The organism is Actinoplanes rectilineatus (genome assembly GCF_000962825.1).
GTDB classification, from domain to species: Bacteria; Actinomycetota; Actinomycetes; order Mycobacteriales; family Micromonosporaceae; genus Actinoplanes; species Actinoplanes rectilineatus.
Window position 1 is genome coordinate 19,451 of record NZ_JZKF01000033.1, and the last position, 23,722, is coordinate 43,172.

Genomic DNA, 23,722 nt, shown 5'->3' on the forward strand with positions numbered 1-23,722 from the left:
GCTGGACGACCATCAGACCCGCAGCCACGGGCTCGAGTGAGTCAGAGATCGAATTCGGCCAGCACCGGATAGTGGTCGGAGGCGTGCTCGAGCGCGCCGCCCCGCAGCACCTCGATCGAGCGTGCGCGGGCGGTCACGCCCGGGCCGGTCAGCACATAGTCGAGGCGCATGGTCCCGAACTCGGCCCCAGCCAGGCCGGAGGTGGGCACGGTATGCGACTCTCCAGATCCGATATTTCGCCATAAATCGGTAAAGTACGCGTTCTCAAAAGCCGCCAAAGCTCGCGTGTCAGCCACCCCCTGCCCCGTCACATGGCGACGGCGATATTCCTCCCGCTGACCGTCCAGCGACGGGCCGTGATCGGTGAACGTGTCCAGGCTGTTCAGATCACCGGCCACCACCGTCATGTCCCCGGCGTACCGGGCGACCAGACGGCGGGCCTCCCGGCGACGGCGGGACGGCGAGTACGGGTTGAGGTGCGTGCTCACCACGGTCAGCGGCCCGGACGGGGTGTCCACGACCACCGCCGCGGCCGCGTGGTGCATGCCCCGGAGCAGGGTGGACCGCCGCAGCACCCGCACCGGCGGGCTGGTCAGCACCGCGACCGGCTGACCGAACAACGACCGGGCCGCGTGCGCTTGCATCCCTACGGCGGCGGTGAGGCTCTGCGCGTACGAGGAGAATCCGCGAAGCTCCTGGACCGCCCAGATGTCCGGGCGGACGGCCCGGACCACCTCGATGATCGCCGGGAGGCGGTCTCCCCCGCCGTTGCGGATGTTCCAGGTCAGCAGCCTCATGCCGGAGCGTTCTGCAGGACCCGGGCCTCCTCCGCGGCCTCGCTGACGGTCTCGGCGTGCGCGTTCGGGCGGACGGTGAACCAGAGCACGGTGATCCAGGCGGTGGTGAGCAGCAGCGCGCCGAGCATGTCGGTCGGGTGGTGCATGCCGCGGTACATGCGGGACAGCGCCACGATCGCCGGCATGATCACCGCGAGCACCGGGAAGATCCAGCGCCACGGGCGGTGCACCCGGGCCATCACGATGATCGCGATGGCGGCCCAGAGACACATGGTCGCGGCGATGTGCCCGGACGGGAACGACGACGTCGGCATCTGGCCGTCGAGCTGCTCGACCGAGGGCCGGGGACGATCCACGGCGGCCGCCGCGCAGAGGAACAGCGTCAGCTCGCCCACCATGGTCAGGGCGAGGAACAGGATCGGGCGCCACTGCCGCCACAGCGCCAGCGCGAGCGGGCAGAAGATCAGCGAGATGATCAGGATGGCGTGGGTGTCACCGGCCTTGCTGGCCAGCCAGCTCAGGTCGTCCAGGGCCGGCGTCCGGAACGTCTGCAGCCAGCGCGGGAAACCGTCGTCGAAGCCGGGCTCCCACCGGGTGACCGTGTAGCCGAGCAGGTAGAGCAGACCGAAGACGAACACCCAGCCGACCAGGATCTCCGCACCCTTGGCCCACGGGTGCGGCAGAACCGCCTCCTCGGCCGGCGCGGGACGCAGGTCCGGACCGGACTCCGGCTCCAGGCCGTCGGAGAGCGACGGCGTGGGGTGGCCCGCCTCCCGGCGCCAGATGCGGAACGCGTACGCCGTGACACTGATCCACGCGAGTCCGAGCAGGATCCCGCCGACCACATCGGAGAGGAAGTGCACGCCCAGCGCGACCCGGGTGAACCCGATCGCCGCCACCAGCACCGCGGCGAGGCCGGCCGTCACCGGACGCCACCGGGGGCGGACCGCGGCCAGGAAGACCAGCACGAGCATCCCGTAGACGACCGTCGCACCGAGCGCGTGCCCGCTGGGGAAACTGTTGCCCGGCGCCTGAGCGACCGGGACCTCGACGACCGGGCGCAGCCGGCCGATCAGCGACTTGAGCGACGGGTCCAGGATCAGCGCGCCGGCACCGGTGACGGCCAGGTAGAGAGCCGGACGGGGACGGCGGCGGATCAGCAGCACCGCAACGGCGAGCACCACCAGCGGGATCAGCACGCCGCGCCCGCCGAACGAGGAGATCTGTTCGAGCACCGCCACGGTGGACTCCGAACCGGACGCCCAGCGGTTCAGGCTGTCGGTCACCGACCGGTCCAGGTTCTGCAGTGGCTCCCAGTTGAAGCGCACCAACAGGAGCAGGACTCCGAAGCCGAGGCCGATCGCGGCAACGACGATCAGGCCGAGGACGCTGCGTTCGGCGAAGTGCCGGACGGGCGCCCAGCCGGTACGTTCCACCACACGGTTGTCGGTCACGGCGCCGTTCTTACCCGGACGGTTCGGTCGATACACCGTCCCGTCGCTGGGACGGGATGTCCGGCTCCGGTTTCCACTCGTCGTCCTTCGCCGGCCGCGCACCGACCCGGCGCGCCTCCAGCTGCGCGGCGAACGCCAGACCCAGGAAGAACGCGATCCCGGTGAGGTTCGCCCACAGCAGCAACGCCATGATCGCGGTCAGCGGGCCGTAGGTGGCGCCGAAACTGTCGCTGACCCGGACGTACCCGGCGAGCAGCAGGCTGGCCAGCCACCACAGGATGGTGGCCACCACCGCGCCGAACAGCAGCCAAGACAGGGCCGGCTGGCGGCGGCGCGGCGAGTACTCGAAGAGCAGCCCGACCGCGAAGACGATCAGGGCCAGGCTGACCGGCCAGCGCACCACGTCCCAGGCCACCCGCAGGCCGTGCGGCAACCCGAGATGCTCCTCCGCCGAGTTCCCGGCCGCCCGGCCCGCCACCAGCAGCAGGAAACCGAAGAGGGCGGGCAGGCCGGCCAGCAGCGCCAGGACCGTGGCCCGGGCGTACTTCAGGTGGGCCGGCCGGTCCCGCTCCACCCCGTAGATCCGGTTCGCACCCCGCTCGACCTGCGCCATCGCCTGGGTGAGCGCGACCAGGCCGGTGATCAGACCGAGGGTCAGCGCCAGCTCACCGGCGTCCTCGGTCGCGTCGGTGTCGACGAGCAGTTCGCGGACCACCGGCTCGCTGGCGCCCGGGGTGAGCGCGATGACGGTGTCCGCCACGATCTGCCCGCCGGACTCCACACCCAGGTCGGTGGCGAGACCGGACAGTGCGATCAGGAACGGGACGATGGCCAGGCAGAGCTGCAGGGCGAACGCCCGGGAGTGGCTGAAACCGTCGCCGTACCGGAACCGGACGAACGCGTCCCGCAGCAGCGGCCAGCGCCCGTAGTGCCGCAGCGCCAGGAAGGCGTCGTCGGCGGACAACTCGTCCCCGGACATGCTCCGGGTCTCGGGGACGGGTTCGGTGCTGCTCACAGGTTCTGGGCCCGCTCGGCGACGGCGTCGGCGTCGTGGGCGAGGTCCGGGTCGGCGTCCGGCTGTGGCACGCAGAGCAGCAGGGCCTTCGGGCGTACGTGAATCTTCATGGCCTTCCCCGGCGAGATCAGATCTCCGTCGAGCTGACGGGACTGTGCCCGGTTGCTGTAGATCTCCACACGTGATGCGGTGTAGCTCTCCATCAGTGGCACCCGCTCCCGCTTGCGGACCACCGCGAAGGCCAGGGCGATCCAGTGCGCCAGGTTGCTCGGGCTCAGGATGGCCACGTTCAGCTTGCCGTCGTCCGGCACCGCCTTCTTGAGCAGCCGCACCCCGCCCTGCAGACGGCCCACGTTGCCGATGATCACCGCGCGGGGGCGGCGGGGCATCGGCGCGCCGCCGTCCAGCCGGATCCGCACCCGCATCGGGCGGTCCAGCAGGTGCTTCGCACCGCCGCCGACGTACGCCAGCCAGCCGATGTGCTTCTTCGCCCGCTCCGAGGTGTCCTCGAGCATCTGCGCGTCGAAACCCATCCCGGCCATCACCACGAAACACCGGTCGTCGATCGCGCCGACGTCGATCCGGCGGCGCCCGCCGTCCAGGGCGACCTGCAGACCGGTGGCCGGATCGGTGCCCAGCCCCAGGTTCGCGGCGAGCAGGTTGCCGGTGCCGGCCGGCAGCACGGCAAGCGCCACGTCGGTGCCGGCCAGCGCGGTCACCACGGCGGTCACCGTGCCGTCGCCACCGCACGCGAACACCAGTTCGGCGCCGTCGGACACGGCCTGCTTGGCTTGACCACGACCCGGATCCTCGGGGGTGGTCTCGTACCAGCGCGGCTCCGGCCAGCCGGCCTTCCGCAGGCCATCGCCGATTGCCTTCTTCAACTGTGCGATATCGGCCACCTTGGCCGGGTTGACGACAACAGCGGTGCGGGGTCCACTCACGCGCTCAGTGTGCCGGAGTCATGGCCGCTCGGCGACCCGGCGTGCGCCCGGCGCACACTGCACGGGTGACAGACCTGACCTACTCCGAGATCGGGCACACCCGCACCGGCGACCTGCCCACCGGATATCGCCATCTGCGTTATCGGACCCGGATCGGCAGCGGCACCGCGGTCCTGCAACGGGCCGGGGAGGCCATCCTGACATTCCGGATGCACCGGGCCACCGGCGCGCGGATCACCACCGACGCCGTCCGGGCCGCCCCGGGCGTACGCCTCGTGGTCGGCATGGGGCCGCTGCGCGCCCCCTGCGAGGTGGTGTGGGCCACCGACCTCGGATTCGGGTACGGGACCCGCCCCGGTCACCCGGCCTCCGGCGAGGAGTCGTTCACCGTGGAGATGGACAGGCACGGCGTGGTGTGGTTCTCGGTCGTGGCGTACAGCCGGCCGGCCGGCACCCTGATGCGCCTCGGCGGGCCGGTAGCTGTCGGATTCCAGCACCTTTACGCGCGTGCGTGCGGATTCGCCCTGCGCCGGCTGGGTACGGTGGCCTCGTGAGCACGACATCGGTGACCTGGTGGGGGCACAGCACCGCATGGCTCGCCGACTCCGGCGCCGGCCTGCTGATCGACCCGGTCCTCACCGACCGGCTCGCCCACCTGCGGCGGATGGCCGGCCCCACGCCCCGCCTGCCCGGCGCCCCGGACGCCATCCTGCTGTCCCACCTGCACGCCGACCACTTCCACGTGGCCTCGATCAAGGCGGTCCCCGGCAAACCGGCACTGATCGTCCCGCGCGGCGCCCGCGCCTTCGTCTTCAAGGCACTCGGCGCGGAAGCCGCCGACCGCTGCGTCGAGGTCTCCCCCGGCGACGAGATCAAAGTCGGTGGGGTACGCGTCCGCGCCGTCCCCGCCCGGCACGACGGCGCCCGTGGACCGTGGTCCCGGGACCGGGCCGTCGCCATCGGTTACGTCGTCGAGGGCGCCGCCCGGACCTACTACGCCGGCGACACCGGCCTGTTCGAGGAGATGTCCGACCTCGGACCCCTCGACCTGGCGCTGATCCCGGTCGGCGGCTGGGGCCCCACCCTCGGCGCGCACGGCCACCTGGACGCCGCCGACGGCGCCGAGGCGCTACGCCGGGTCAAGGCGACCTGGGCGGTACCGGTGCACTACGGCACACTCTGGCCGATCGGCATGGGACGGGTCCGCCGGCACATGTTCGACGAGCCGGGCGCCCGCTTCGCCGAACACGCGGCCCGCACCTGCCCGGACACCCGGGTCCGGGTCCTGACGCACGGCGAGACCCTGACCGTGGAGCCCGCCAGGTGATCGACGCTCTCGTCGCGATCGGCTGGCTACTGCTGGTCGTGGGATTCGGCGCGATCGTGCCGATCGTGCCCACCGGCGCCGCGGTCAGCGGGGCCGCCACCCTGGCCCTGCACGAACACCCGGCCCTGATCGGCCTGGTGGTGGTCGCCGGAGCCGCCGGCGCCTACCTCGGCGACCTGGTCATGTACGCGATGTGCCGGTTCGGGGGTGAACAACTGGCCCGCCGGCTGCGCTGGCTGCGCGACGAGGAACGCCTCGCCGTCGTCAAGGAACGCCTCCAGGCCCGGCAGGTCCAGGTCCTGCTGGTGTCCCGGCTGATCCCCGGCGGACGGGTCCCGGTGCTGCTCGCCGCCGCCTTCGCCGGCCTGCCCTGGCGTACGTTCGTGACCGCCAACGCACCGGCCTGCGCCCTGTGGTCGATCGTCTACGCCGCGATCGGCCTGGCCGGCGGCTCGATCTTCCCGGAACCATGGCAGGGCGTGATCGCGGCCGTCGTCCTGATCCTGATCGTCAACCAGGCGCTGACCTGGTGGAACAAGCGCTCGCTCAGTACTTCAGATGCGTCCGGGTGAGCTTGGCGACCTTCTCCACCAGCTTGATCCCGGCCGGCATCGTCTGGTTGGTGTGCGACAGCACCGCGATCGACACGTCGGTGTCGTCGCCCTCGACCCGGCCCACCGAGTTGATGATCCAGAGGTTCTTCTCGGTGGAGCGCTGCAGCCAGCCGTTCTTGACGGTGGCCTCCTCGCCCGCCGCGGCAACGGCCGGCACGCCCCAGTCCTGATCGTCGGCGACCGTGCCCATCAGCTTCTCCGCATAGCCGCGCGAATAGTCGGTCAGCTCGCCGTCCTCGTCGTGGATCGCCTCGAGGAGCTTCACCTGGTCCTTGACCGTGGTCTTCGTCAAGCCCCACGAACTGCTCACCTTGGTCTGGGTCAGCCCCAGACGCTTGTTGCAGGCGGTCAGCGCCTGGATCCGGCCCAGTTTCACGTAGAGCGACGTGGTGGAGGCGTTGTCGCTGTACCTGATCATCTTCTTGGCCAGGGCGTCCTCGCTCGCCGAGACCTTGCGGTCGTCGTCCTGCGCGGTCAGCAGCAGACAGGCGAGCACCTGCACCTTGACGATGCTGGCAGTCTCATACTTCTCGTCACCGCGATAGGCGTACGTCTCGCCGGTCTCGCCGTCGAAAACGGCCACCGAGAACTCGGGGGCGGTCGCCGCATACTTCTTGAGCGCGGCGTCGAGCGCCTTGACACGCTTGGCGCGCTCGATCGCGGCCAACTCCTCCGGACTGGGACCGGTCGGGGTCGGCGACGCCGACGGCTGGGCGTCGAGGAACGTGCCGGCCAGCGCGTTCGTGCCGCTGCCGCCGGCCATCATCCCCTTCGCCACCAGCACCGATCCCCCGAGGATGCCCACGGCGGCAATCGTCAACATCAGATTCCGGGTACTCCGCACCCATGCATACTGCCGTGTCGAAGCCCCCGAATGGGCACTGAAAGCCTGTTGATTCCCAACTTTCGACCCATAGGCGTGCAGCCGGTACCCTCCGTCACGGATTTTCCGGGGGCGACACCGCTATGCGGTCCCGCATCCCGTTAGTCATCCAGTGCCGTCATTGGCTCCATTATGTGAGGGCTCCGCCTTCGTCCCTCGGCTCTTCCTCTCGGCTCGGCCTCTGGGCCGGCTTCGACTCGGCCTCGACTCGGTCCTCGGCCCAGCTTCGGTTCGGTCTTGGCTCGGCCTCGGTTCGGTCTTAGCACGGCTTCGGCCCAGCTTCGGCTCGGCTTCGGCTCGGTCTTGGCTCGGCTTCGGCTCGGCTTCGGCTCGGTCTTGGCCCAGCTTCGGCTCGGCTTCGGCTCGGCTTCGGCTCGGTCTTCGGTGAACGTCGACGTTTTCGACGAGCACCGACAGAGCAGAATGGGGGTATGGCATCTCTGTTGTCCCGAGCCGTCCAGCTGTCCCGTGCCGCGCTGGCCGTCCCCGCCGTGGCGGCCGACCTGACCCGGACGGCACTCGGACAGGTGGTCGAGACGGCAGCCGCCGCCGCGACCATCCCGGTCCGCGCGGTTGGCCTGGTCGGACAGGCGGAGCTGCTGCTCAACCGGGTCAACCTGGCCACCGCCCAGGCCGAGGACCTGATCCGGCGGGTCACCACGACGGTCACCGCCGCCGAACAGACGGTCGCCGACGCCCGAGCCATCGCCACCGCCGCCGCACTCACCGTCGAGGAGGCCACCGCGATCTCGGCCGCCGCCACCGACCTGATCCGCCGCACGTCGCTCACCGCCGACGCGGCCGCCGGACTGGTCGGCGACGCCACCACCGTGATGACCGACGTGAACGCCCTCACCTCGACGGCCACCGCCGCAGTCACCGAGATGACCGCCCTGACCACCACCGCCGGCGCCCTGGTGACCACCGCCGCAGGCGTGGCGGGCGAAGCGCAGTCGCTGATCACCACGGCTTCGGGCGTGGCGGGCGAGGCCCAGTCCCTGATCACCACAGCATCCGGCGTGGCCGGCGAAGCCCAGTCCCTGATCACCACAGCATCCGGCGTGGCCGGCGAGGCGCAGACGATCGTCGCCGCCGCCTCCACGGTCGCCGGGCGGGCGCAGACGGTCGTCGAGCGTGCCGACGTGGCGGCGGCCCAGGCCGGTGAGCTCCTCGACGCCTACGCCCCGACACTCCAGCAGGCCGCCCCGCTGGCCTCCCGCTTCGTCTCCGAACTCACCCCCGACGAGGTGACCGCCGCCATCCGCATGGTCGATCAGCTGCCCGCCCTCCGCGACCACCTGGTCGACGACGTCATGCCCCTGCTCGGCAAACTCGATCAGGTCGGCCCCGACCTGCACAAACTCCTCGAAGTGACCGAGGACCTGCACCTGGCCATCGCCGGCCTCCCCGGCCTGAAGCTGCTCCGCCGCCGCGGCGAGGAGCGGGTCAACGACTGACCAGCTGTATTGCAGGCTCCGCCCCAGCAACTGCCCCAGACGACGGCCCAACCCGCCCAGCCGCCGCCGACAGCCGAACTCCGCCGCCCACACAGCCGCAACCGACGGCCCAGCCGACCCAGCCGTCGACCACGGCCCAGCCGATCCAGCCGTCAACCACGGTCCAGCCGACCCAGCCGTCAACCACGGCCCACCCCGCCCAGCCGTCGGCCACGGTCCACCCGTGAACTCGTTACGACCCAGAACACCGGCCGACAACCCCGAGCCGTCGCTGACGGCTGATCGCCGCCTCCCAGACAGCCGTAACCGACGGCCCGACCCGCCCAGCCGTCCTTGAGGGCTGAACTTCGCCGCCAAAACAGCCGTAACCGACGGCCCGACCCGCCCAGCCGTCGCTGAAGGCTGAACTTCGACTCCTGGACAGCCGTAACCGACGGCCCGACCCGCGCAGCCGTCCTTGAAGGCTGAATTCCGACTCCTGGACAGCCGTGAACTACGGCGCGGGCCACTCGGCCGTTGACCACGGTCTGCCTGGGAACTGAATGCGATCCTGTGTAACGGCCGGCTACCCCGCACCGTCGTCGGTGTTGCTGCCGGCGTCGTGACAGAACCTTGGGCGACGGCCGGGCGCCTGAAAAACCGCTCGCATTGAGTTGGTCTGGCCGAGGGCGGGCTGCGGCGATCGACGCGGGCGCGGGCGAGCACGGGCGAGCGAACACGGACGGGCGAGCACGGGCGAGCGAACACGGACGGGCGAGCACGGGCGAGCGAACACGGTCAGGCGTACACGGGCGGGCTTGCGAGCGAGCGGGCTTTACGCGTACAAAATGGCGGTTTATATGGCTATTGTCAGGTTTTTGATCTCGTAGGAAGCGATCTCGGGACGCAAAGTGACCGACGGCTCGCGGATCAGGCGCAAGTTGGGGAACGCGAACAGCTTGTGCAGGAAGATGTCCGATTCCTGCAGGGCTATGTAGGCGCCCGGACAGCGGTGGGCACCGTCCCCGAAGGAGAGGCCCGTCTCGGGTACGCCCTCGCCCAGTGCGCGGCCCGGGCAGACCGCCGTCGGGTCCGCACCGACCGCTGCGGGGTCCAGGTTGGTGGCGGCCACGCCGACGTCCACCTTCGCGCCCGCGGGAATCGTCACGTCGCCGACGGTGATGTCGGCGGTGGTGTGGCGCATCAGGTCGCCGACCACCGGTTCGAGCCGCAGGATCTCGTGGAGGACGGCGAGCCGGCCGGCTCTGTCGGCCTCGGTGTAGCGGGTCCGCAGCGCCGGGTCGGTGAGCAGGTGCCAGGCCGCCACGCTGATGAACTCCCTGGTGGTGACCATGCCCGCGGCGGCGAAGGTGATGCATTCGCCGAGGATCTCGGCGGCGCTGCAGCCTTCGTCGATCAGGTGGGAGATCAGGTCGTCGCGGCGTCGCCGGCGGCGGGCGGCGATGGCGGGGCGGACGTCGCGCCAGAAGAACGTGAGGAAGACCGCGTTGTTCAGCATCGTGGTGAGGCGGCCTGCGCCGGGGGCGGGGATGTCGAACATCCGGTCGAGGCGGCGGGCCATGCCGGGCGGGCTGTCGGTGAGGCCCACGACGTCGGCGGCCACCGCCACGGCCAGATGGAACGAGAGGGTGCTCAGGTCGGCGGCGCCGCGGCGGCGCAGGACGTCGATCTGTTCGTCGGCGTAGCGGTGCATCAGGTCCCGGTAGGACGCCTCCACCCGTTTCGGCGTGAAGTAGCGGGCGGTCTGCCGGCGGTGTTCGCGGTGTTCGGGGCCGTCGCGGTAGAGCACCGGCAGCCGGATGTACCTGGCGAGGCGGGTGGCGTTCTCGATGCCGAGGCCGGCCTGGCGGGTGTCGGCGTGCCGGAGGAACTGCCGGGCGGTCGCGTGGTCCTGGATGTGCCACACGCCGTCGGCTCCGGCGTGGGCGGGGCAGCCGGGTACGCGCGGCCCGCGGTCCACTTTGCGACTGCTGTCGACGGAGGTCATCCGTCGATTGTGGAGACGGGAACGGCCCCCGATCAAGCGATCGGGGGCCGTCCGGAGAAACCGGATCAGAAGATCGAGACGCCGTACACGCTGAGCGCCTCCACGACCGGCTGGAAGTAGGTGACGCCGCCGGAGGTGCAGTTGCCGCTGCCGCCCGAGGTCAGGCCGTGCGCGACGGTGCCGCGGTAGAGCGGGCCGCCGCTGTCGCCGGGCTCGGCGCAGACGGTGGTGCGGATCAGGCCGGAGACCGAACCCTGGGAGTAGTTCACCGTGCTGTTGAGCGCGGTGACCGTGCCGGAGCGGGTGCCGGTGGTCGAGCCGCGACGGGTGACGGCCGCGCCGACCGACGGGGTGGCGGCGGAGGTGAAGCCGCCGGTCTTGGTGATGCTGGTGTTGGTGTAGCGGACGATCCCGTAGTCGTTGGTCGGGAAGCTGCTGCCCGCGGTGGTGCCGAGGGTCGCCGAGCCGTTCGTCCAGGTGGTGCCGGCGTTGGTGCAGTGGCCGGCGGTCAGGAAGTAGTACGTGCTGCCACTGCGCACGTTGAAGCCGAGGGAGCAACGGCTGCCGCCGGTGTAGATGGCGTCGCCGGCGGCGATGTTCGGGCTCAGGGTGCCGGGGATGCTCTCGATCCGGGCGTTGTCGCCGAGCTTGGCGACGATGGCCTCGACCGCGGCGAGTTTGGCGCCGGTGACGCTCTCGTCGACGCTGACCACGACCTGGTTGCTGACCGGGTCGACGGCGAACGCCGTGCCGGGGGTCTTCAGCGAGGTCTTGAGGCTGCTGTCCGCGGCGGCCAGGGTCGCGCCGGTGCGGGCCACGTACCGCGGGGTCGCCCCGGCGGCCTTGACCTCGGCGGCGGTGGCGGCGTCGGTGACGTTGACGACGACCTTGCCGGCGCCGTCGATGTAGGAGCCGGCGTCACGCGTTCCGAACTGCGTGTCGAGGGAGCTGGCGAGGGTGGAGGCGTCGAGTGCCGGGGCCTTGGGGGCGGCCGAGACCGGCGACGCGGCGAGGGCGCCGCCGACGAGCATGCCGACTGCCAGGCCGACGATCGGTCGGCGAAGCTTCGGGTTGAGCACGGTTCCTCCCAGGGGGATCGGGTAGGCGGGGACACCGGTCCGGCATCCACGTGCTCGCAAGTATTCAAAGCGCTCGATCTCGGCGCAAGGGTTGACGTTGATCTATGGATGAAGATCAGGAGGGCGCTGAGCTGCACGAATGGCAGCGTCATACTTTCTGGCCTATAACCCTTTCGGGATGAATACCGGATGAACGAGATTTGTCCCGTGCTATGCCCACGGCATACCACGGGACCTCGTACACCCCGCGATCACCGGTCGACGACCGCAATCGGCGCGTCGTCGGCCAGGCGGTAGCCGAGCCCGTAGACCGTGGTGATCAGCTCCGGGTCGTCGAGCTTGGTCCGCAGTCGACTGACGTGCACGTCGACCGTGCGGTTGGTGGTGTGCCGGTGACCCCAGACGTGGGTCAGCAGCTGGGTACGACTGAACACCTGACGTGGGTGGCGGGCCAGGAAGAGCAGCAGGTCGTACTCGAGGCGGCTGAGTTCGAGCAGGCGGCCGCCGCGGAACGCGGTCCGGGCCCGCGGGTCCAGCCGGATCTCGGAGCCGGCCGGCGACACGGCCACCTCGCCCACCTCCACGGCCGCCGTGGCGCCGGCCGCGTCGACCAGCTCCCGCAGCGCGGCGAGCACCCGCTCCCGGCCGCCGGCGCCGCCCGCGATGCTGATCGTCACGGTGACCGGGGCCTCACTCTCCGGCGTGGAGTCCGGCGGGTCCGGCACCGGGCGCAACAGGACCGGCCGGGGATAGGTGGCGTGCGGGTGTGCGACGGCGAGAGCGGACATGACAACCCCTCAGGACGGTGGAGGACGGCACGCCGCATTGCATACGGCGCACAGCAAGGATACATTTCCTATCTGTTAGATAGGTATATCGGTTCCAGTGGCGGGTGTCATACCGGAAGACATCGGCAATCTCCCATCAGTTCACTAGGATATGAGCCAGCGTTGACCAGCACCTGACCCAGGACAGATGGTCGAAGAAAGCAACCCTTGGGGGGACCTCGTGACCGTCAGCTCACTCGTGGACGCCGATCTCTTCCGATCCCTGCTGCGCCGCCACGCCGCCGCCGTCGTCGTCGTGACCGCACCCGGCGAGCCGCCGGCCGGGTTCACCGCCACCTCGTTCACCTCGGTTTCGCTGGACCCGCCACTGGTGTCGTTCTGCCTGGCGCACACCGCCTCGGCCTGGCCCGCCGTCTCCGGTGCCGACGTCGTCGCCGTGCACGTGCTCACCGAGGAGCAGGAGCACGTCGCGAGGACCTTCTCCACCCGCGACATCGACCGCTTCGCCGCCCACGGGGACTGGGAGACCGGTCCGGAGGGCGTGCCGCTGATCAACGGGGTGCTCGCCCGGCTGGTCTGCCGGGTGGTCCGCCGGGTCGAGGCCGGCGATCACACGATCGTGCTGGCCGCGCCGGAGACCGGATCGGTGCACGACGACCTGGCCACGCCGCTGGTTTACCACGACGGGACCTACACGCATCTGCGCCGGGCCGCATAGGCCCGGACCCATGGAGAGGCATCGTTGACATGACGGGAATCGTGGTGGTGTCCGGCAACCCGCGCGCCGGGTCACGGACATCGGCGCTGGCCGTGGCGGTGGGCGAGGCCATCGCCGGCCGGCTCGGCTCGCCGAGGCCCGAGGTGGTCGAGGCCGGCGACCTCGGACCGGGCCTGCTGGTCGCCGACGACGCGGCGACCGGGGCTGCGGTCGGCGCCCTGACCAGTGCGCACCTGCTGGTCATCGCCACCCCCACCTACAAGGGCAGCTACACCGGCGTGCTCAAGGTGCTTCTGGACCGGCTGCCGGCGAACGCCCTCGCCGGAAAACTCGCGGTGCCGGTGGTGACCGCCGGGGCCGCCGCCCAGGCGACCGCCGCGGAGGCGCTGCTCCGCCAGCTGCTGATCGAACTCGGCGCCATCGCCGTCCGCCCCGGCCTGCCGGTCGTCGAGGCCGACCTCGCCGAGACACCCGCCATCGCCGCGAAGTACGCCGCGGCCCTCGACTGGTGACCTAGGTCGGCCGTTGGGCCAGCAGTGCCAGCCGGACCCGGTTGGCACTGCCGGTCTTCGCCATCAGCGCGGTGATGTGGGTCTTCACCGTCGTCACCCCGATGTGCATCCGCGCGGCGATCTCGGTGTTGCTCAGGCCCTCGCCGACCAGGTCGAGCACCTGCGACTCGCGGGCGGTCAGGCCCTCGGCCCGGCGCTGCGGCACCGGCCTCGCGTCCACCGCCCGCCGGACCAGCCGGCGCAGCACGTCACCGCTGAACGGGCTGTCCCCGGCCGCCGCCTGCCGGATCCCGCCGAGCAGCTCCTCCGGCGGCGCGTCCTTGAGCAGGAAACCGCACGCCCCGGCCTGCAACGCCGGGTACAGATGGTCGTCGTCGCCGAACGTGGTCAGCACCAGCACCCGGGCGGACGGCCGTGCGGCGAGGATCCGGCTGGTCGCGGTGATGCCGTCCACCCCCGGCATGCGCAGGTCCATCACGATCACGTCGGGGGTCAGCCGGGCGGCCAGCTCGACCGCGGCACGGCCGTCGCCGGCCTCGCCGACCACCTGCATGCCGGGCTCCGCGTCACAGAGCATCCGCAGACCGGCCCGGATCAGCTGCTGATCGTCGACGAGCAGCACCCGGATCATGTGATCTCCCCCGGCAGCACCGTCGCCACCCGCCAGCCGCCACCGGCCGTGGGCCCGGCCTCGAGCACCCCGCCCAGCACCTCGATCCGTTCCCGCATCCCGGTCAACCCGTGTCCGCCTTCGATCGCATGAGTGGGCCCATTCTGTCCGCCGTCGTCGACCACCTCCCAGTCGAGATCGCCGCCGCCGGCGAGGGAGACCCGCAGCCGGGCCGTCGCCGACTCCCCGGCGTGCTTGGCCACGTTGGTCAGCGCCTCCTGGGTCAGGCGCAACACGGCCAGACCACGGACCGCGTCCAGCCCGGCGATCGCCGGATCGATCTCCGCCTCCACGATCACCCCGCCCCGCCGGGCCGTCTCCACCGCCCCGTCCAGGGTCGCGGGCAGCGCGGACGGGTCGATCGCGGTCATCGCGGCGTCACCGCGGACACCGTCCGGATCGCGCAGCACCGCGACCAGCCGGCGCAGGTCGGCCAGCGCCGCGGTGCCGGTCCGGTGCACGTCGTCGAAGACCTCCCCGGCACGCGGATCGACGTCCGGCAACACGTGCCGGGCCACCCCGACCCGCAGCACCATCGACGCCACGTGGTGCGCGACCACGTCGTGCAGCTCGCGGGCGATCGCGCCGCGCTCGTCGGCGCGGGCCGCACGCTGCTCCGACTCCACCCGGCGGGCCGCCTGCACACCCAGTTCGCGGTTCGTGCGGACGACCGTGCCGATCAGCACCGGCAGACCGAGATTGATCCCCAGTCCGGCCGCCGACGCGGTGATCGCGTCGAACGTGGACGGCAGCACCGCGACGAGATATCCGACGGCGATCACCCCGCAGGCCGTCGCCACCCGCCGGACGCTGCGCACCGCGGTGAACTCGGCAAGCGCCCAGGCGGTGCCCACCTGACTGATCGTCGGATCGTCCAGCACCCGCAACGACACCGTGAACAGCACGATCTGCATCGTCAGGTTGGCCGTCGGCCGGCGATGCCAGAGCAGACCGGCGGCGAACGCCCCGACCGCGAGGGCCCACTGCAGGCCCCCGGGAGTGGTGTGCCCCTCCTGCCGCCCGACCAGCAGCAGGTAGACCACGCCGCTCGCGTTCAGCAGCAGCACCCGGGTCAGCGTGGACCGCACGTCGAGGAGGCGAACCAGCCGGGCCATGACGATCAGCCTAGGTCTCGGCGCCACCAGGGGCGTACCCCGAGGTAGACGGCCAGGCCCAGCGGCCCGAGCATGATGGTCAGCAGCAGGATCGGCGCCATCACCGAGGCGGGGATCCTGCGCTCCCGGCTGTCCAGCCACGACCAGCGGCCGACGAACAGGTCGAAGCCCACCATGTGCGCCCAGCCCGCCGCCGCCCCGGACGGGGATCCGAGCAGCTCCCGCACCCCGTCCAGCGTCGGGCTCGCCACCGCGGGCAGCACCTCGGCCAGTTCGGGCAGCACCAGCAGCCCGTAGACCACCAGGATCGGCAGCACGATCAGCGGCGACCCCACGATCCGGGCGGTCCACGACCAGCGCGGCAGCAGGATCATCAGCGCCCAGAACGGCGCGGCCAGCGCGAAGGTCAGAGTGAACAGCAGTGGTGTCATCGCCGTACCCCCGTCTTGATGACGATCGCCGACGCCGCGACGGTCGCCACGGCCAGAGCCGCGAACGCGGCCAGGGTCAGTCCATCAGGTCGCAGCAGCGGTTGCGCGCGAAGTGCCTGCCAGAGCAACAGCATCACGAGTACGCCGTAAGCACCGCCCCCCACCATCACCAGCCGGACGCGTACCGCCTCGCCGAACCGGGTCCAGCGGCCGAGGGCGTACGCCAGCAGCGGCACCGCCTGCAGCGCGTGCAACCCGACGAAGTGGCTGATCCGCAGATCCCCGCCGAGCGTGCTCCACCCGGTCACCGGCATGTGCGGCCCGCCGTCCGGCACCCCGACCGAGTGCGCGCCGGCGCCGGAGTTCCCGCCGGTCATCACGAAACCCAGAGCCATGCCGCCCAGGGCGATCAGCATGCCGAGGCGGATCGCGTACGCGGCCGGCCGGTCCGGGATCCGCTGGATCAGCGCCACCACGCCGATCGCCAGGTGCGCGAAGAACAACACCATGATCGAGGTACCCATCACCGCCCACAGGGTGGCGTCCAACGGGGTGGCCACGTTGTAGTGCGAGGTCGTACCGCGGATCACCTGGGTCACGATGACGGTGAGCTCGACGACCGCGACGCCGACGATCACGATCGCGGCCACCTCGCCGGTGCGGCTCCGGCGCGGGAGGATCGCCAGCAGCCAGGCCAGGGTCCAGGCGTACACGATGAACGACACCGCGAACTTGAAGGGCTTGAGCCAGATCGGGACGCCGGTCAGCACCCGGGCGTCGGCGAAGATCGCGATGCCGGCCACCACGGTCAGCACCACCGACGCCACGGTGAGAGCCATCAGGGGCCGGTTCCATCGCAGGTCGGGTCGAGGTGGAGCATCGACGGTCGTCATACCTGGAGCCTGCCGTCGCGGCGGCCCGGAATCGCCCGACCCGGGGCCGCACCACCGGCCCTTCGGACGACCTCGTCTCCTCCTCTGGTAGGAGACCGCGATACTGACCCGGTGCACCCCGAATCCCCCGGCATCACCGACTTCCCGGCCGACGACTCCGGCCGCCGCAGCAGCACCGCCCTCGGCCGGGCGGTGGTCGCCGACGCGCTACGGCACGTCGATCCGGCCGCCGCGTCCGCCGCCGAGAACGAGACCGACTGGCGGCGCGGCTACCTGCGCCATTTCCGGGCGCTCGTCGAGTCGGGACTGGCCGACGGCGGTGCGGCCGGCTTCGACATCGCCGAGGCGGGCCTCGCCTCCCTGCACGCCCGGATGCGGTACCGGCGGCCGGACGGCGAGTTCACCCTCCCGCAGGCCCTGATGGCGGCACCGGACCGGCCACTGGAGACGGTCCGGGTCGACGGCACCGGCACGCCGGAACGCGAACTCGTCCTGCCGTACCGGGGTGAGCAGCTCCGCGGCGACGCCCTGCTCCGGCAGCTGGACACCTGGGTGGCCGCCGGGGTGATCGAGGAGTCCTGCGCGACCGCGGTCGCCGAGGTCGCCGGCTCCCCGGACTGGCTCGACCTCAGCGATCAGACGCTGGTGGCGTTCGGGGCGGGCGCCGAGATGGGACCGGTCCGTTCCGTTCTCGGCTGGGGCGGCACGGTCGTCGCCGTCGACCTGCCGCGGCCCGACCTGTGGTCCCGGGTCGCCGAGACGGCCGCCGCCGGCGCCGGCCGGCTGATCGCCCCGACCAGCGGGGAGACGCCCGGGGTGGACCTGCTCAAGGATCTGCCGGCGGCGGCCCAGTGGCTGCAGGGTCTCGACGGCCGGCTCGTGCTGGGCAACTACGTGTACGCGCCGGGTGCCACGTACCCCCGGCTGGCCGCCGCCCTGGACGCCCTGACCGTCCACCTGCGGCACCACCGGCCGGACACCGCGCTGGCGTTCCTGGCCACCCCGACCGACGTGTTCGCGGTCCCCGCAGGCGCGGTGGCCGAGGCCCGGGCCCGATTCGCGGGCCGGTCCCAGGCGGCGAAACTGGGCACCCTGGTGTCGGCGGGCCGGCTGCTGGAACCCAACTACACGATCGACGGCGAGCCGGGCATCAACGACAGCCTGGTCCCGCAGCAGGGGCCGAACTACGCGCTGGCCAAGCGGATCCATCGCTGGCGGGCGACGCTGGCCCGCCGGGACGGCACGGTCAGTTTCGCGGTGGCGCCGCCGTCCCGGACCCGGTCGGTCGTCAACAACCGTCTGCTGGCCGCGGCGTACGCGGGCGCCCACGTCTTCGGCGTCGAGATCTTCGAGCCGGCGACGTCGAGCAAGCTGATGGCAGCGCTGCTGGTGCACCAGATCCGCAAGCCGCGGTCGGCCGCGCAGGCGCCCTGGACGGACGAGGCGATCGCGGCGGCGCACGGCGGCCTGTGGCGCATCGGCTATCACCTGCGGACGGCGTTGCCGCTGGCCGCCGTCCGCGGCCTGGTGGTCCCCGGGTCATGACGGTCGCGGGTCTGGTGCTGGCGGCCGGGGCGGGTCGGCGCTACGGGATGCCGAAGGCGCTGGTCCGGCACGGGGACCGGCTGTTCGTGCAGCACGCGGTGGACACGCTGCGGTCCGGTGGCTGCGACCGGATCGTCGTGGTGCTGGGCGCCGCCGCCGACGAGGTCGTCGCGGCGGCACCGGACCTGCCCGAGGTGGTCGTCAATCCGGACTGGGATTCCGGGATGGCGTCGTCGCTGCAAGCGGGGCTGGCCGCACTCGACGACGAGGATGCCGTGATCGTGCTGCTGGTCGACATGCCGGGCGTGACAGCAGCGGCCGTCGAGCGTCTGCGGGCGCATGCCGGTCCGGCGGCACTGGCCATGGGCGGCTACGGCGGTCGGCGGGGCCATCCGGTCCTGCTCGGACGCGACCACTGGGCCGGCGTCGCGGCGACGGCGACCGGCGATCGGGGCGCCCGGGACTATCTGCGGGCGCACCCGGTCACCGTCGTCCCGGTGGGCGACGTCGCCGACGACCACGACATCGACGTTCGGTGACCACAGAAATACTTGAAATCACGGACAACCTTTTGCCGCCCCGGATGCACTTCGCTTCTGAAGACACCGGGAACGACGAAAGGCTGCACACGTGTTCAAGAATCTGCGGAAGCGTTGGCGTACCGGCGTAGTGGCGCTCGCCGCACTCGGCCTGGGCCTCGGCGCGGCGGTGTACACGCAGGGCGCCTCGGCGGCGACCTGGCCGTCGGCCACCGGCACGACGAAGGTCACCGCCACCAAGGCGGTCTCCGGCACGCTCGACGGCGGCCTGAAGCGCTTCGTCGGCAGTGGCGCCCTCGGCACCGACTCGCAGGACGAGGGCCAGAAGCCGCTGTTCGAGCTGGCCGACGGCGCCGTGCTGAAGAACGTGATCATCGGCTCGCCGGCCGCGGACGGGGTGCACTGCAAGGGCTCCTGCACGCTGCAGAACGTGTGGTGGGAGAACGTCGGCGAGGACGCGGCCACCTTCAAGGGCGGTTCGAGCGCCAAGTACACGGTGACCGGCGGCGGCGCGAAGTCGGCCGACGACAAGGTGTTCCAGCACAACGGCGGCGGCACGCTGACCGTCAGCAACTTCGAGGTCAGCGACTTCGGCAAGCTGTACCGCTCGTGCGGCAACTGCAAGACCCAGTACAAGCGCACGGTGGTGCTGAAGAACATCACGGCCACCGCCCCGGGCAAGGTGCTGGCCGGCATCAACACCAACTTCGGCGACACCGCCACCTTCTCCGGCATCACCATCGTCGGCGACAGCAAGAAGAAGATCTCGATCTGCGACCGCTTCACCGGCAACAACACCGGCAAGGAGCCGACCAAGACCGGCTCCGGCGCGGACGGCACGTTCTGCAAGTTCAGCAGCTCGAACATCACCTACAAATGACATCCTCTGCCCCTGAGAAGGGCAGACGGTCACTCTTCGGTGCACCGATTCATTTGCCGCCTGATGGCGACGGCCCAGGCCCACTCAGGTAGGCGGCGAGGTCCCGCAGGGACCCGATGCGGTGCCCCTCGGTCTCACGGGATCGGTCGAGGTGCACCGCCCGCAGGCCGGCCACCCGGGCCGGCAGCACGTCCAGATCGTGCCGGTCACCGACGCTCAGCACCTGGCCCGCCGGGATTCCCCAGCGGGCGCAGGCCAGCGCGAAGGTGGCCGGCTCCGGTTTGGCCACACCGAGGTCGTCGGGGGTCCAGACCGGGCCGATGCCGGTCATCCCCATCCGGGCCAGTTTCCCGTTCTGCTGTTCCGAACTGCCGTTCGTCAGCACCGCCACGGTCAGGCCGGCGTCCCGAGCAGCGGCGATCCCGTCGAAGGCATCGTCAAACGCCCGGTATGAACCGGCATATGCGGACACGAACCCTGCGAAGATGGCGTCCAATTCCGACTCTTCATCATGGATGCCCAGAAAATCGCGCAGCCGCCGGCGCCGCTGCTCCGCGAAGGTGATCTCCCGCGTCCGCCACGCCGCCAGGTGCTTCTCGGCCAGCGCGTCCCACACCTCGTGCACCTCGGCCGAGTAGGCGAGACCCAGCGACGGCAACCAGGCGGTCAACGCCTCCCGTACCGAGGCGTCATGGTCGCCGAGAGTGCCGTCCAGGTCGAAGAGAACCCCACGCAAGATCACGCGGGAACGCTACGTGCCCGCAGCCGCCGCAGCATCCGGGCGTCGGTGAATCCCACCGCCCGGGCCGCCGACTCCACCGTCGACCCGTGCCCGATCAGGTGCTCGGCCCGTTCCACCCGCAGGGCCTGCTGGTAACGCAACGGCGTGTTCCCGGTCGCCGCCGTGAACAGCCGGGTCAGCGTCCGCTCACTGACCCCCGCGCCGTCCGCCAGCGCGGCGAGACTCAGCGGCTCGGCGAATCCGGCGTCGATCCGGTCCTGCACCCGGTGCACGACGTCACTGAGGTGCGCCCGGTGCCGCAGCATCGTGCTCTCCTGCCGGTCGTCGCCGTTGCGCCGGGCGTACACCACCATCTCCCGGGCCACCCGTGCCGCCACCGCCGGGCCGTGCCGGGACGCCACCAGGTGCAGCGCCAGGTCGATGCCGCTGGCGATGCCGGCCGACGTGACGACCCGGCGGTCGGACACGTACAGCACGTCGCGGACCACGGTCGCCGACGGATAGCCGCGGGCGAGACGATCCTGCAGGTCGTGATGGGTGGTGCAGCGCCGGCCGTCGAGCAGCCCGGCCCGGCCGAGAGCGTCCGCCCCGGCACACACGCTGGCCACCGTGCCGCCCGCCGCGTGGTGCGCCGCGATCCGGTCCAGGACCGCCGCCCCGAACCAGCCGTATCCATCACGCCAGCCCGGGACCAGTACCAGGTCGTCGGCGGCGAGCTCGGGCCAGGTCAGCGCGGCGTGCAACGCGACGCCCTGCCAGGTCGGCACCGGGGTCGCCTCGGCGACGTAACAGAGCTCGTAGCCGGGCGCGGTGGAGAAGACCTGCGCCGGCCCGGCCAGGTCGAGCAGATGCACCTGCGGCGTCAACACGAAGAGCACCCGGCTCACAGAGTCTCACCCCACCACGGAAGCCGTCGTCCGGATCGTCGCGAAGCGGCCGGCCAGGGCATACTCCGTCCGGGCCACCACGTCCGCGGCGGCAAGCGTACGCGGATCCGCCAGCAGCTCGTCCACCGTCTGGTCGGCCGGCGCCTCCCAGTGCGGAATCGGGTTGGTCGCCGTCGCGTCGGTCACGAACGTGACGTCGTATCCCAGGTCGGACGCCACCCGGGAGGTCGTCTCCACGCACTGCTCGGTGCGCAGTCCGCAGGTGGTCACCGCACGCACCCCGGCGACGGTCAGCCGGTGCTGCAGGTCGGTGCCGGTGAAGGCGTTGTGCACGGTCTTGACCAGCACCGGTTCGCCGTCCGCGGGCGTCAGCTCGGCCATCACCCGGACGGATCCGCTCGCCGGGTCGAAGGTGTTGCCGCTGCCCGGCTCGGAGTGCAGCACCCAGATCACCGGTTCCCCGGCCGCCCGGAACCGGTCCACCAGCCGCCCGACGTTCCTGATCAGGTCGGGGTTGTTCGTCGTCGTCCAGAGCGGCCGGGCCCGGAACGATTCCTGCACGTCGATCACGATGAGCGCGTTGGTCATGTCCTCATCCAACGCCGCTCCCGACCGGCGGATAAGACATCATCGCGACGCCGGGCGGACCGATCCGGTCATTCTCCTTCGGAGGTGCGCATCCGCGCGAGCCGCGCCACCGAACGGCTCCGGGCGTGTTCGAGTAGCCGCCCGACCTCGTCGAACGTCGCCGGCCCGGGTTGCACGACACTGGCCCAGCCCTGCACCCCGTAGGCCGGGTGCGGGATCAACCGGTCCGCGACGGTGAAGTCGATGCCGGGGCGTCGATCACTGAACTGCTCCGGCCCGTACCCGAAGAGGTTCGTGAATTCGCTCCTGCCCACCTCGATGTTGAGCCGGTGGACACCGGGCCGGTCGAGGTCGGAAAGGGTGTCGAAATCGGGCACGTCGTGGCCGACGATGGTGGCGAACGGCCGCATCCGGTCCTCGCCGGCGAAGAAGAAACGGTCGTCCCAGGTGTAGGGCGGCATGCCGGAGTCCGGCTCGATCCGGGTCTCGGTCACTCCGGGAAGTGCCCGGATCCGCGCGGCCCATGTGTCGACAGTCATGACCTCAACCGTATCGTTGAACCACCCTGTGAACCTTTGACCGGGATCCCTTCGGAGGACGGCCCTGAAGTCTCCACGACCGATCGACCTCGGCCGGCAGCACGGACTGTCCGCGCAGGCGGTCCGCAACTACGAGCGCGACGGCTGCATCCCGCCCGCCCGGCGCACCGCCAGCGGCTATCGGGTCTACACCGAGGACCATGTGGGTGCGCTGAGCGCCTACGTCGCGCTCATCCGGGGGTACGGCCACCGCACAGCCGGCGAGATCATGCGGTCGGTGCTGGCCGGCGCCGTCGACGACGCGTTCGCGATCCTGGACGAGGCGCACGTCCAGTTGCAGCGGGACCGCGCGACCGTGCGGGCCGTCTCGTCAGCCGCCGTGGTGCTCACCGCGCAACCGGCGGCCGACCGCCCGCACGGTCCGGTGACCGTCGGTGTGCTCGCGCACCGGCTCGGTGTCACCCCGGCCACGCTGCGCAAATGGGAGGTGGCCGGCATTCTCGCCCCGGAGCGGGAACGCGTCACCGCCAACCGGATCTACTCCCCGGCCGACGTCCGGGACGCCGAACTGGCGCATCTGCTGCGCCGCGGCGGTTATCTGCTCGACTACATCGCCGAGGTGCTGCGCCAGGTCCGCGCGGCCGGTGGGCCCGAGCCGCTCGCCGCGTCGCTGACCTCGTGGCAGGCCCAGATCACCGGCCGCGGCCGGCGGATGCTGGACGGATCCGCCGCCCTCGCCGCCTATCTGAGCCTGCGGGAGAACGCCTCCGCCTGAGTTCCGCGGGAGACGCCTCTGTCTGAGTTCCGCGGGAGAACGACGCCGCCCCGCCCATGGGGGATATGGGCGGGGCGGGAGTCAGCGCCGGTCAGTGCGGGTAGTCGCGGTAACTACCGGTGTAGTAGTCACCGACCTGACCGCGGTACTCGGCCGAGGTGAAGGTGTCCTTGTCGTACTTCGGGGACTCCTTGATCTGGTCCTTCGTCCGGTCGACGTAGACCTTCTTCTCCTCGCGGTCGACGGTCTGCACCGTGCCCGCCGGCAGGAGGACCTTGCTACCGAAGATCCACGGTCCGGTGTCGACGACCAGGTAGGAACTGCCGACCTCGTTGCTGGCCTCGTCGATCGAACCGATGTGGCCATCGGTCGCCTCGACCTTGAAGCCGACCAGGTCAACGCCGGTCGTGCCCTCGTCGATGCTGTCGGTTCCGGCAGGGTCGTACGCGCCGGGGTAGCCGGCGGTGTCTCGCCAGGACCACGGGGTGAACGGCGTCGGTTGCATCACGGCCTCCTCAGTTGGACGAAATTGCCGTTGGCGAC

General features: G+C 71.1%; 27 protein-coding genes. 10 read left to right on the top strand and 17 right to left on the bottom strand.

What is annotated here, in order from left to right; all coding sequences use genetic code 11:
• Window positions 1-41 precede the first annotated feature (41 nt).
• The 4 genes from WH85_RS24000 to WH85_RS24015 are packed head-to-tail and all read right to left on the bottom strand — an operon-like array spanning window position 42 to window position 4,210.
• Window positions 42-797 (bottom strand): endonuclease/exonuclease/phosphatase family protein, encoded by a 756-nt coding sequence (locus WH85_RS24000; RefSeq protein ID WP_045744233.1) that lies wholly within the window; start codon window positions 795-797, stop codon window positions 42-44.
• Window positions 794-2,251 (bottom strand): phosphatase PAP2 family protein, encoded by a 1,458-nt coding sequence (locus WH85_RS24005; RefSeq protein ID WP_045744234.1) that lies wholly within the window; start codon window positions 2,249-2,251, stop codon window positions 794-796. The genes WH85_RS24000 and WH85_RS24005 overlap by 4 nt, the downstream gene beginning before the upstream one ends.
• Before the next feature lie 10 nt (window positions 2,252-2,261).
• Window positions 2,262-3,266, bottom strand: a complete 1,005-nt coding sequence (locus WH85_RS24010; protein ID WP_045744235.1) for a YihY/virulence factor BrkB family protein — start codon at window positions 3,264-3,266, stop codon at window positions 2,262-2,264.
• The gene (locus WH85_RS24015) at window positions 3,263-4,210 is read right to left on the bottom strand and encodes a diacylglycerol/lipid kinase family protein (RefSeq protein ID WP_045744236.1); all 948 of its coding nucleotides are present in this window, start codon (window positions 4,208-4,210) and stop codon (window positions 3,263-3,265) included. Before WH85_RS24015 ends, WH85_RS24010 begins: the two co-directional genes overlap by 4 nt.
• A gap of 65 nt (window positions 4,211-4,275) precedes the next feature.
• Here WH85_RS24015 and WH85_RS24020 point away from each other — a divergent pair, with 65 nt between their 5' ends.
• Genes WH85_RS24020 through WH85_RS24030 form a run of 3 tightly spaced genes read left to right on the top strand, consistent with a single transcriptional unit; the run spans window position 4,276 to window position 6,109 of the window.
• On the top strand, window positions 4,276-4,764 hold the full coding sequence (locus tag WH85_RS24020) for a DUF1990 domain-containing protein (protein ID WP_045744237.1): 489 nt from the start codon (window positions 4,276-4,278) through the stop codon (window positions 4,762-4,764).
• Complete coding sequence (locus tag WH85_RS24025; protein WP_045744238.1) at window positions 4,761-5,537, top strand: MBL fold metallo-hydrolase; 777 nt, start codon at window positions 4,761-4,763, stop codon at window positions 5,535-5,537. The genes WH85_RS24020 and WH85_RS24025 overlap by 4 nt, the downstream gene beginning before the upstream one ends.
• On the top strand, window positions 5,534-6,109 hold the full coding sequence (locus WH85_RS24030; RefSeq protein ID WP_045744239.1) for a DedA family protein: 576 nt from the start codon (window positions 5,534-5,536) through the stop codon (window positions 6,107-6,109). Before WH85_RS24025 ends, WH85_RS24030 begins: the two co-directional genes overlap by 4 nt.
• On the opposite strand, the gene WH85_RS24035 is transcribed toward WH85_RS24030, so the two are convergent.
• Window positions 6,084-6,974, bottom strand: coding sequence for a serine hydrolase (locus tag WH85_RS24035; protein WP_045744240.1), 891 nt, complete (start codon window positions 6,972-6,974; stop codon window positions 6,084-6,086). The genes WH85_RS24030 and WH85_RS24035 overlap by 26 nt on opposite strands.
• Before the next feature lie 491 nt (window positions 6,975-7,465).
• Between WH85_RS24035 and WH85_RS47375 the strand changes: the two genes are divergently transcribed.
• Complete coding sequence (locus tag WH85_RS47375) at window positions 7,466-8,491, top strand: hypothetical protein (RefSeq protein ID WP_052720760.1); 1,026 nt, start codon at window positions 7,466-7,468, stop codon at window positions 8,489-8,491.
• 835 nt (window positions 8,492-9,326) lie between these two features.
• On the opposite strand, the gene WH85_RS24045 is transcribed toward WH85_RS47375, so the two are convergent.
• From WH85_RS24045 to WH85_RS24055, 3 genes are all read right to left on the bottom strand, one after another.
• Window positions 9,327-10,478: a cytochrome P450 gene (locus WH85_RS24045; protein WP_045744241.1), complete on the bottom strand. Its 1,152-nt coding sequence runs from the start codon at window positions 10,476-10,478 to the stop codon at window positions 9,327-9,329.
• A 65-nt stretch (window positions 10,479-10,543) separates the two neighbouring features.
• Window positions 10,544-11,557 (bottom strand): S1 family peptidase, encoded by a 1,014-nt coding sequence (locus tag WH85_RS24050; RefSeq protein WP_211275432.1) that lies wholly within the window; start codon window positions 11,555-11,557, stop codon window positions 10,544-10,546.
• Window positions 11,558-11,808: 251 nt separating this feature from the next.
• Window positions 11,809-12,345 carry a winged helix-turn-helix domain-containing protein gene (locus WH85_RS24055; RefSeq protein ID WP_052720761.1) on the bottom strand — a complete coding sequence of 179 codons (537 nt, stop codon included), beginning with the start codon at window positions 12,343-12,345 and terminating at the stop codon, window positions 11,809-11,811.
• A 220-nt stretch (window positions 12,346-12,565) separates the two neighbouring features.
• Between WH85_RS24055 and WH85_RS24060 the strand changes: the two genes are divergently transcribed.
• Both WH85_RS24060 and WH85_RS24065 read left to right on the top strand, forming a co-directional pair.
• Window positions 12,566-13,063, top strand: coding sequence for a flavin reductase family protein (locus WH85_RS24060; protein WP_245674067.1), 498 nt, complete (start codon window positions 12,566-12,568; stop codon window positions 13,061-13,063).
• 29 nt (window positions 13,064-13,092) lie between these two features.
• Window positions 13,093-13,575 (top strand): NADPH-dependent FMN reductase, encoded by a 483-nt coding sequence (locus WH85_RS24065; protein WP_045744243.1) that lies wholly within the window; start codon window positions 13,093-13,095, stop codon window positions 13,573-13,575.
• 1 nt (window position 13,576) lies between these two features.
• Here the strand turns inward: WH85_RS24065 and WH85_RS24070 are convergent, their stop codons facing one another.
• The 4 genes from WH85_RS24070 to WH85_RS24085 are packed head-to-tail and all read right to left on the bottom strand — an operon-like array spanning window position 13,577 to window position 16,630.
• On the bottom strand, window positions 13,577-14,206 hold the full coding sequence (locus WH85_RS24070; RefSeq protein ID WP_045744244.1) for a response regulator transcription factor: 630 nt from the start codon (window positions 14,204-14,206) through the stop codon (window positions 13,577-13,579).
• On the bottom strand, window positions 14,203-15,360 hold the full coding sequence (locus WH85_RS24075; RefSeq protein WP_045744245.1) for a sensor histidine kinase: 1,158 nt from the start codon (window positions 15,358-15,360) through the stop codon (window positions 14,203-14,205). Before WH85_RS24075 ends, WH85_RS24070 begins: the two co-directional genes overlap by 4 nt.
• A 5-nt stretch (window positions 15,361-15,365) precedes the next feature.
• Window positions 15,366-15,791, bottom strand: a complete 426-nt coding sequence (locus WH85_RS24080) for an ABA4-like family protein (protein WP_045744246.1) — start codon at window positions 15,789-15,791, stop codon at window positions 15,366-15,368.
• The gene (locus WH85_RS24085; RefSeq protein ID WP_245674068.1) at window positions 15,788-16,630 is read right to left on the bottom strand and encodes a hypothetical protein; all 843 of its coding nucleotides are present in this window, start codon (window positions 16,628-16,630) and stop codon (window positions 15,788-15,790) included. Before WH85_RS24085 ends, WH85_RS24080 begins: the two co-directional genes overlap by 4 nt.
• Window positions 16,631-16,795: 165 nt before the next feature.
• On the opposite strand from WH85_RS24085, the gene WH85_RS24090 reads away from it, so the two are divergent.
• From WH85_RS24090 to WH85_RS24100, 3 genes are all read left to right on the top strand, one after another.
• Window positions 16,796-18,229 carry a hypothetical protein gene (locus WH85_RS24090; RefSeq protein WP_245674069.1) on the top strand — a complete coding sequence of 478 codons (1,434 nt, stop codon included), beginning with the start codon at window positions 16,796-16,798 and terminating at the stop codon, window positions 18,227-18,229.
• On the top strand, window positions 18,226-18,768 hold the full coding sequence (locus WH85_RS24095) for a nucleotidyltransferase family protein (protein ID WP_045744248.1): 543 nt from the start codon (window positions 18,226-18,228) through the stop codon (window positions 18,766-18,768). Before WH85_RS24090 ends, WH85_RS24095 begins: the two co-directional genes overlap by 4 nt.
• A 91-nt stretch (window positions 18,769-18,859) precedes the next feature.
• On the top strand, window positions 18,860-19,648 hold the full coding sequence (locus WH85_RS24100) for a pectate lyase (protein WP_245674070.1): 789 nt from the start codon (window positions 18,860-18,862) through the stop codon (window positions 19,646-19,648).
• A gap of 49 nt (window positions 19,649-19,697) precedes the next feature.
• Here WH85_RS24100 and WH85_RS24105 read toward each other — a convergent pair whose 3' ends face one another.
• The 4 genes from WH85_RS24105 to WH85_RS24120 form a co-directional block, all read right to left on the bottom strand.
• Window positions 19,698-20,390: an HAD family hydrolase gene (locus tag WH85_RS24105; protein WP_045744249.1), complete on the bottom strand. Its 693-nt coding sequence runs from the start codon at window positions 20,388-20,390 to the stop codon at window positions 19,698-19,700.
• Window positions 20,387-21,277, bottom strand: coding sequence for a GlxA family transcriptional regulator (locus WH85_RS24110; protein WP_045744250.1), 891 nt, complete (start codon window positions 21,275-21,277; stop codon window positions 20,387-20,389). The genes WH85_RS24105 and WH85_RS24110 overlap by 4 nt, the downstream gene beginning before the upstream one ends.
• A 6-nt stretch (window positions 21,278-21,283) precedes the next feature.
• On the bottom strand, window positions 21,284-21,865 hold the full coding sequence (locus WH85_RS24115) for a cysteine hydrolase family protein (protein ID WP_045744300.1): 582 nt from the start codon (window positions 21,863-21,865) through the stop codon (window positions 21,284-21,286).
• A gap of 68 nt (window positions 21,866-21,933) precedes the next feature.
• Window positions 21,934-22,533 (bottom strand): DUF6194 family protein, encoded by a 600-nt coding sequence (locus WH85_RS24120; protein WP_281179078.1) that lies wholly within the window; start codon window positions 22,531-22,533, stop codon window positions 21,934-21,936.
• Here WH85_RS24120 and WH85_RS24125 point away from each other — a divergent pair.
• Window positions 22,469-23,179: a TioE family transcriptional regulator gene (locus WH85_RS24125; protein WP_045744252.1), complete on the top strand. Its 711-nt coding sequence runs from the start codon at window positions 22,469-22,471 to the stop codon at window positions 23,177-23,179. The two genes, WH85_RS24120 and WH85_RS24125, sit on opposite strands and share 65 nt — an antisense overlap.
• Before the next feature lie 91 nt (window positions 23,180-23,270).
• Here WH85_RS24125 and WH85_RS24130 read toward each other — a convergent pair whose 3' ends face one another.
• Window positions 23,271-23,684 carry a PRC-barrel domain-containing protein gene (locus WH85_RS24130; protein WP_045744253.1) on the bottom strand — a complete coding sequence of 138 codons (414 nt, stop codon included), beginning with the start codon at window positions 23,682-23,684 and terminating at the stop codon, window positions 23,271-23,273.
• Window positions 23,685-23,722 lie beyond the last annotated feature (38 nt).

Excerpts from the sequence above, each read along its gene's own strand:
- WH85_RS24000 (WP_045744233.1), bottom strand. The coding sequence starts at position 797 with ATGAGGCTGCTGACCTGGAACATCCGCAACGGCGGGGGAGACCGCCTC.
- WH85_RS24035 (WP_045744240.1), bottom strand. The coding sequence starts at position 6,974 with ATGTTGACGATTGCCGCCGTGGGCATCCTCGGGGGATCGGTGCTGGTG.
- WH85_RS47375 (WP_052720760.1), top strand. The coding sequence starts at position 7,466 with ATGGCATCTCTGTTGTCCCGAGCCGTCCAGCTGTCCCGTGCCGCGCTG.
- WH85_RS24045 (WP_045744241.1), bottom strand. The coding sequence starts at position 10,478 with ATGACCTCCGTCGACAGCAGTCGCAAAGTGGACCGCGGGCCGCGCGTA.
- WH85_RS24055 (WP_052720761.1), bottom strand. The coding sequence starts at position 12,345 with ATGTCCGCTCTCGCCGTCGCACACCCGCACGCCACCTATCCCCGGCCG.
- WH85_RS24065 (WP_045744243.1), top strand. The coding sequence starts at position 13,093 with ATGACGGGAATCGTGGTGGTGTCCGGCAACCCGCGCGCCGGGTCACGG.
- WH85_RS24070 (WP_045744244.1), bottom strand. The coding sequence starts at position 14,206 with ATGATCCGGGTGCTGCTCGTCGACGATCAGCAGCTGATCCGGGCCGGT.
- WH85_RS24075 (WP_045744245.1), bottom strand. The coding sequence starts at position 15,360 with ATGGCCCGGCTGGTTCGCCTCCTCGACGTGCGGTCCACGCTGACCCGG.
- WH85_RS24080 (WP_045744246.1), bottom strand. The coding sequence starts at position 15,791 with ATGACACCACTGCTGTTCACTCTGACCTTCGCGCTGGCCGCGCCGTTC.
- WH85_RS24085 (WP_245674068.1), bottom strand. The coding sequence starts at position 16,630 with ATGGCTCTCACCGTGGCGTCGGTGGTGCTGACCGTGGTGGCCGGCATC.
- WH85_RS24095 (WP_045744248.1), top strand. The coding sequence starts at position 18,226 with ATGACGGTCGCGGGTCTGGTGCTGGCGGCCGGGGCGGGTCGGCGCTAC.
- WH85_RS24115 (WP_045744300.1), bottom strand. The coding sequence starts at position 21,865 with ATGACCAACGCGCTCATCGTGATCGACGTGCAGGAATCGTTCCGGGCC.
- WH85_RS24130 (WP_045744253.1), bottom strand. The coding sequence starts at position 23,684 with ATGCAACCGACGCCGTTCACCCCGTGGTCCTGGCGAGACACCGCCGGC.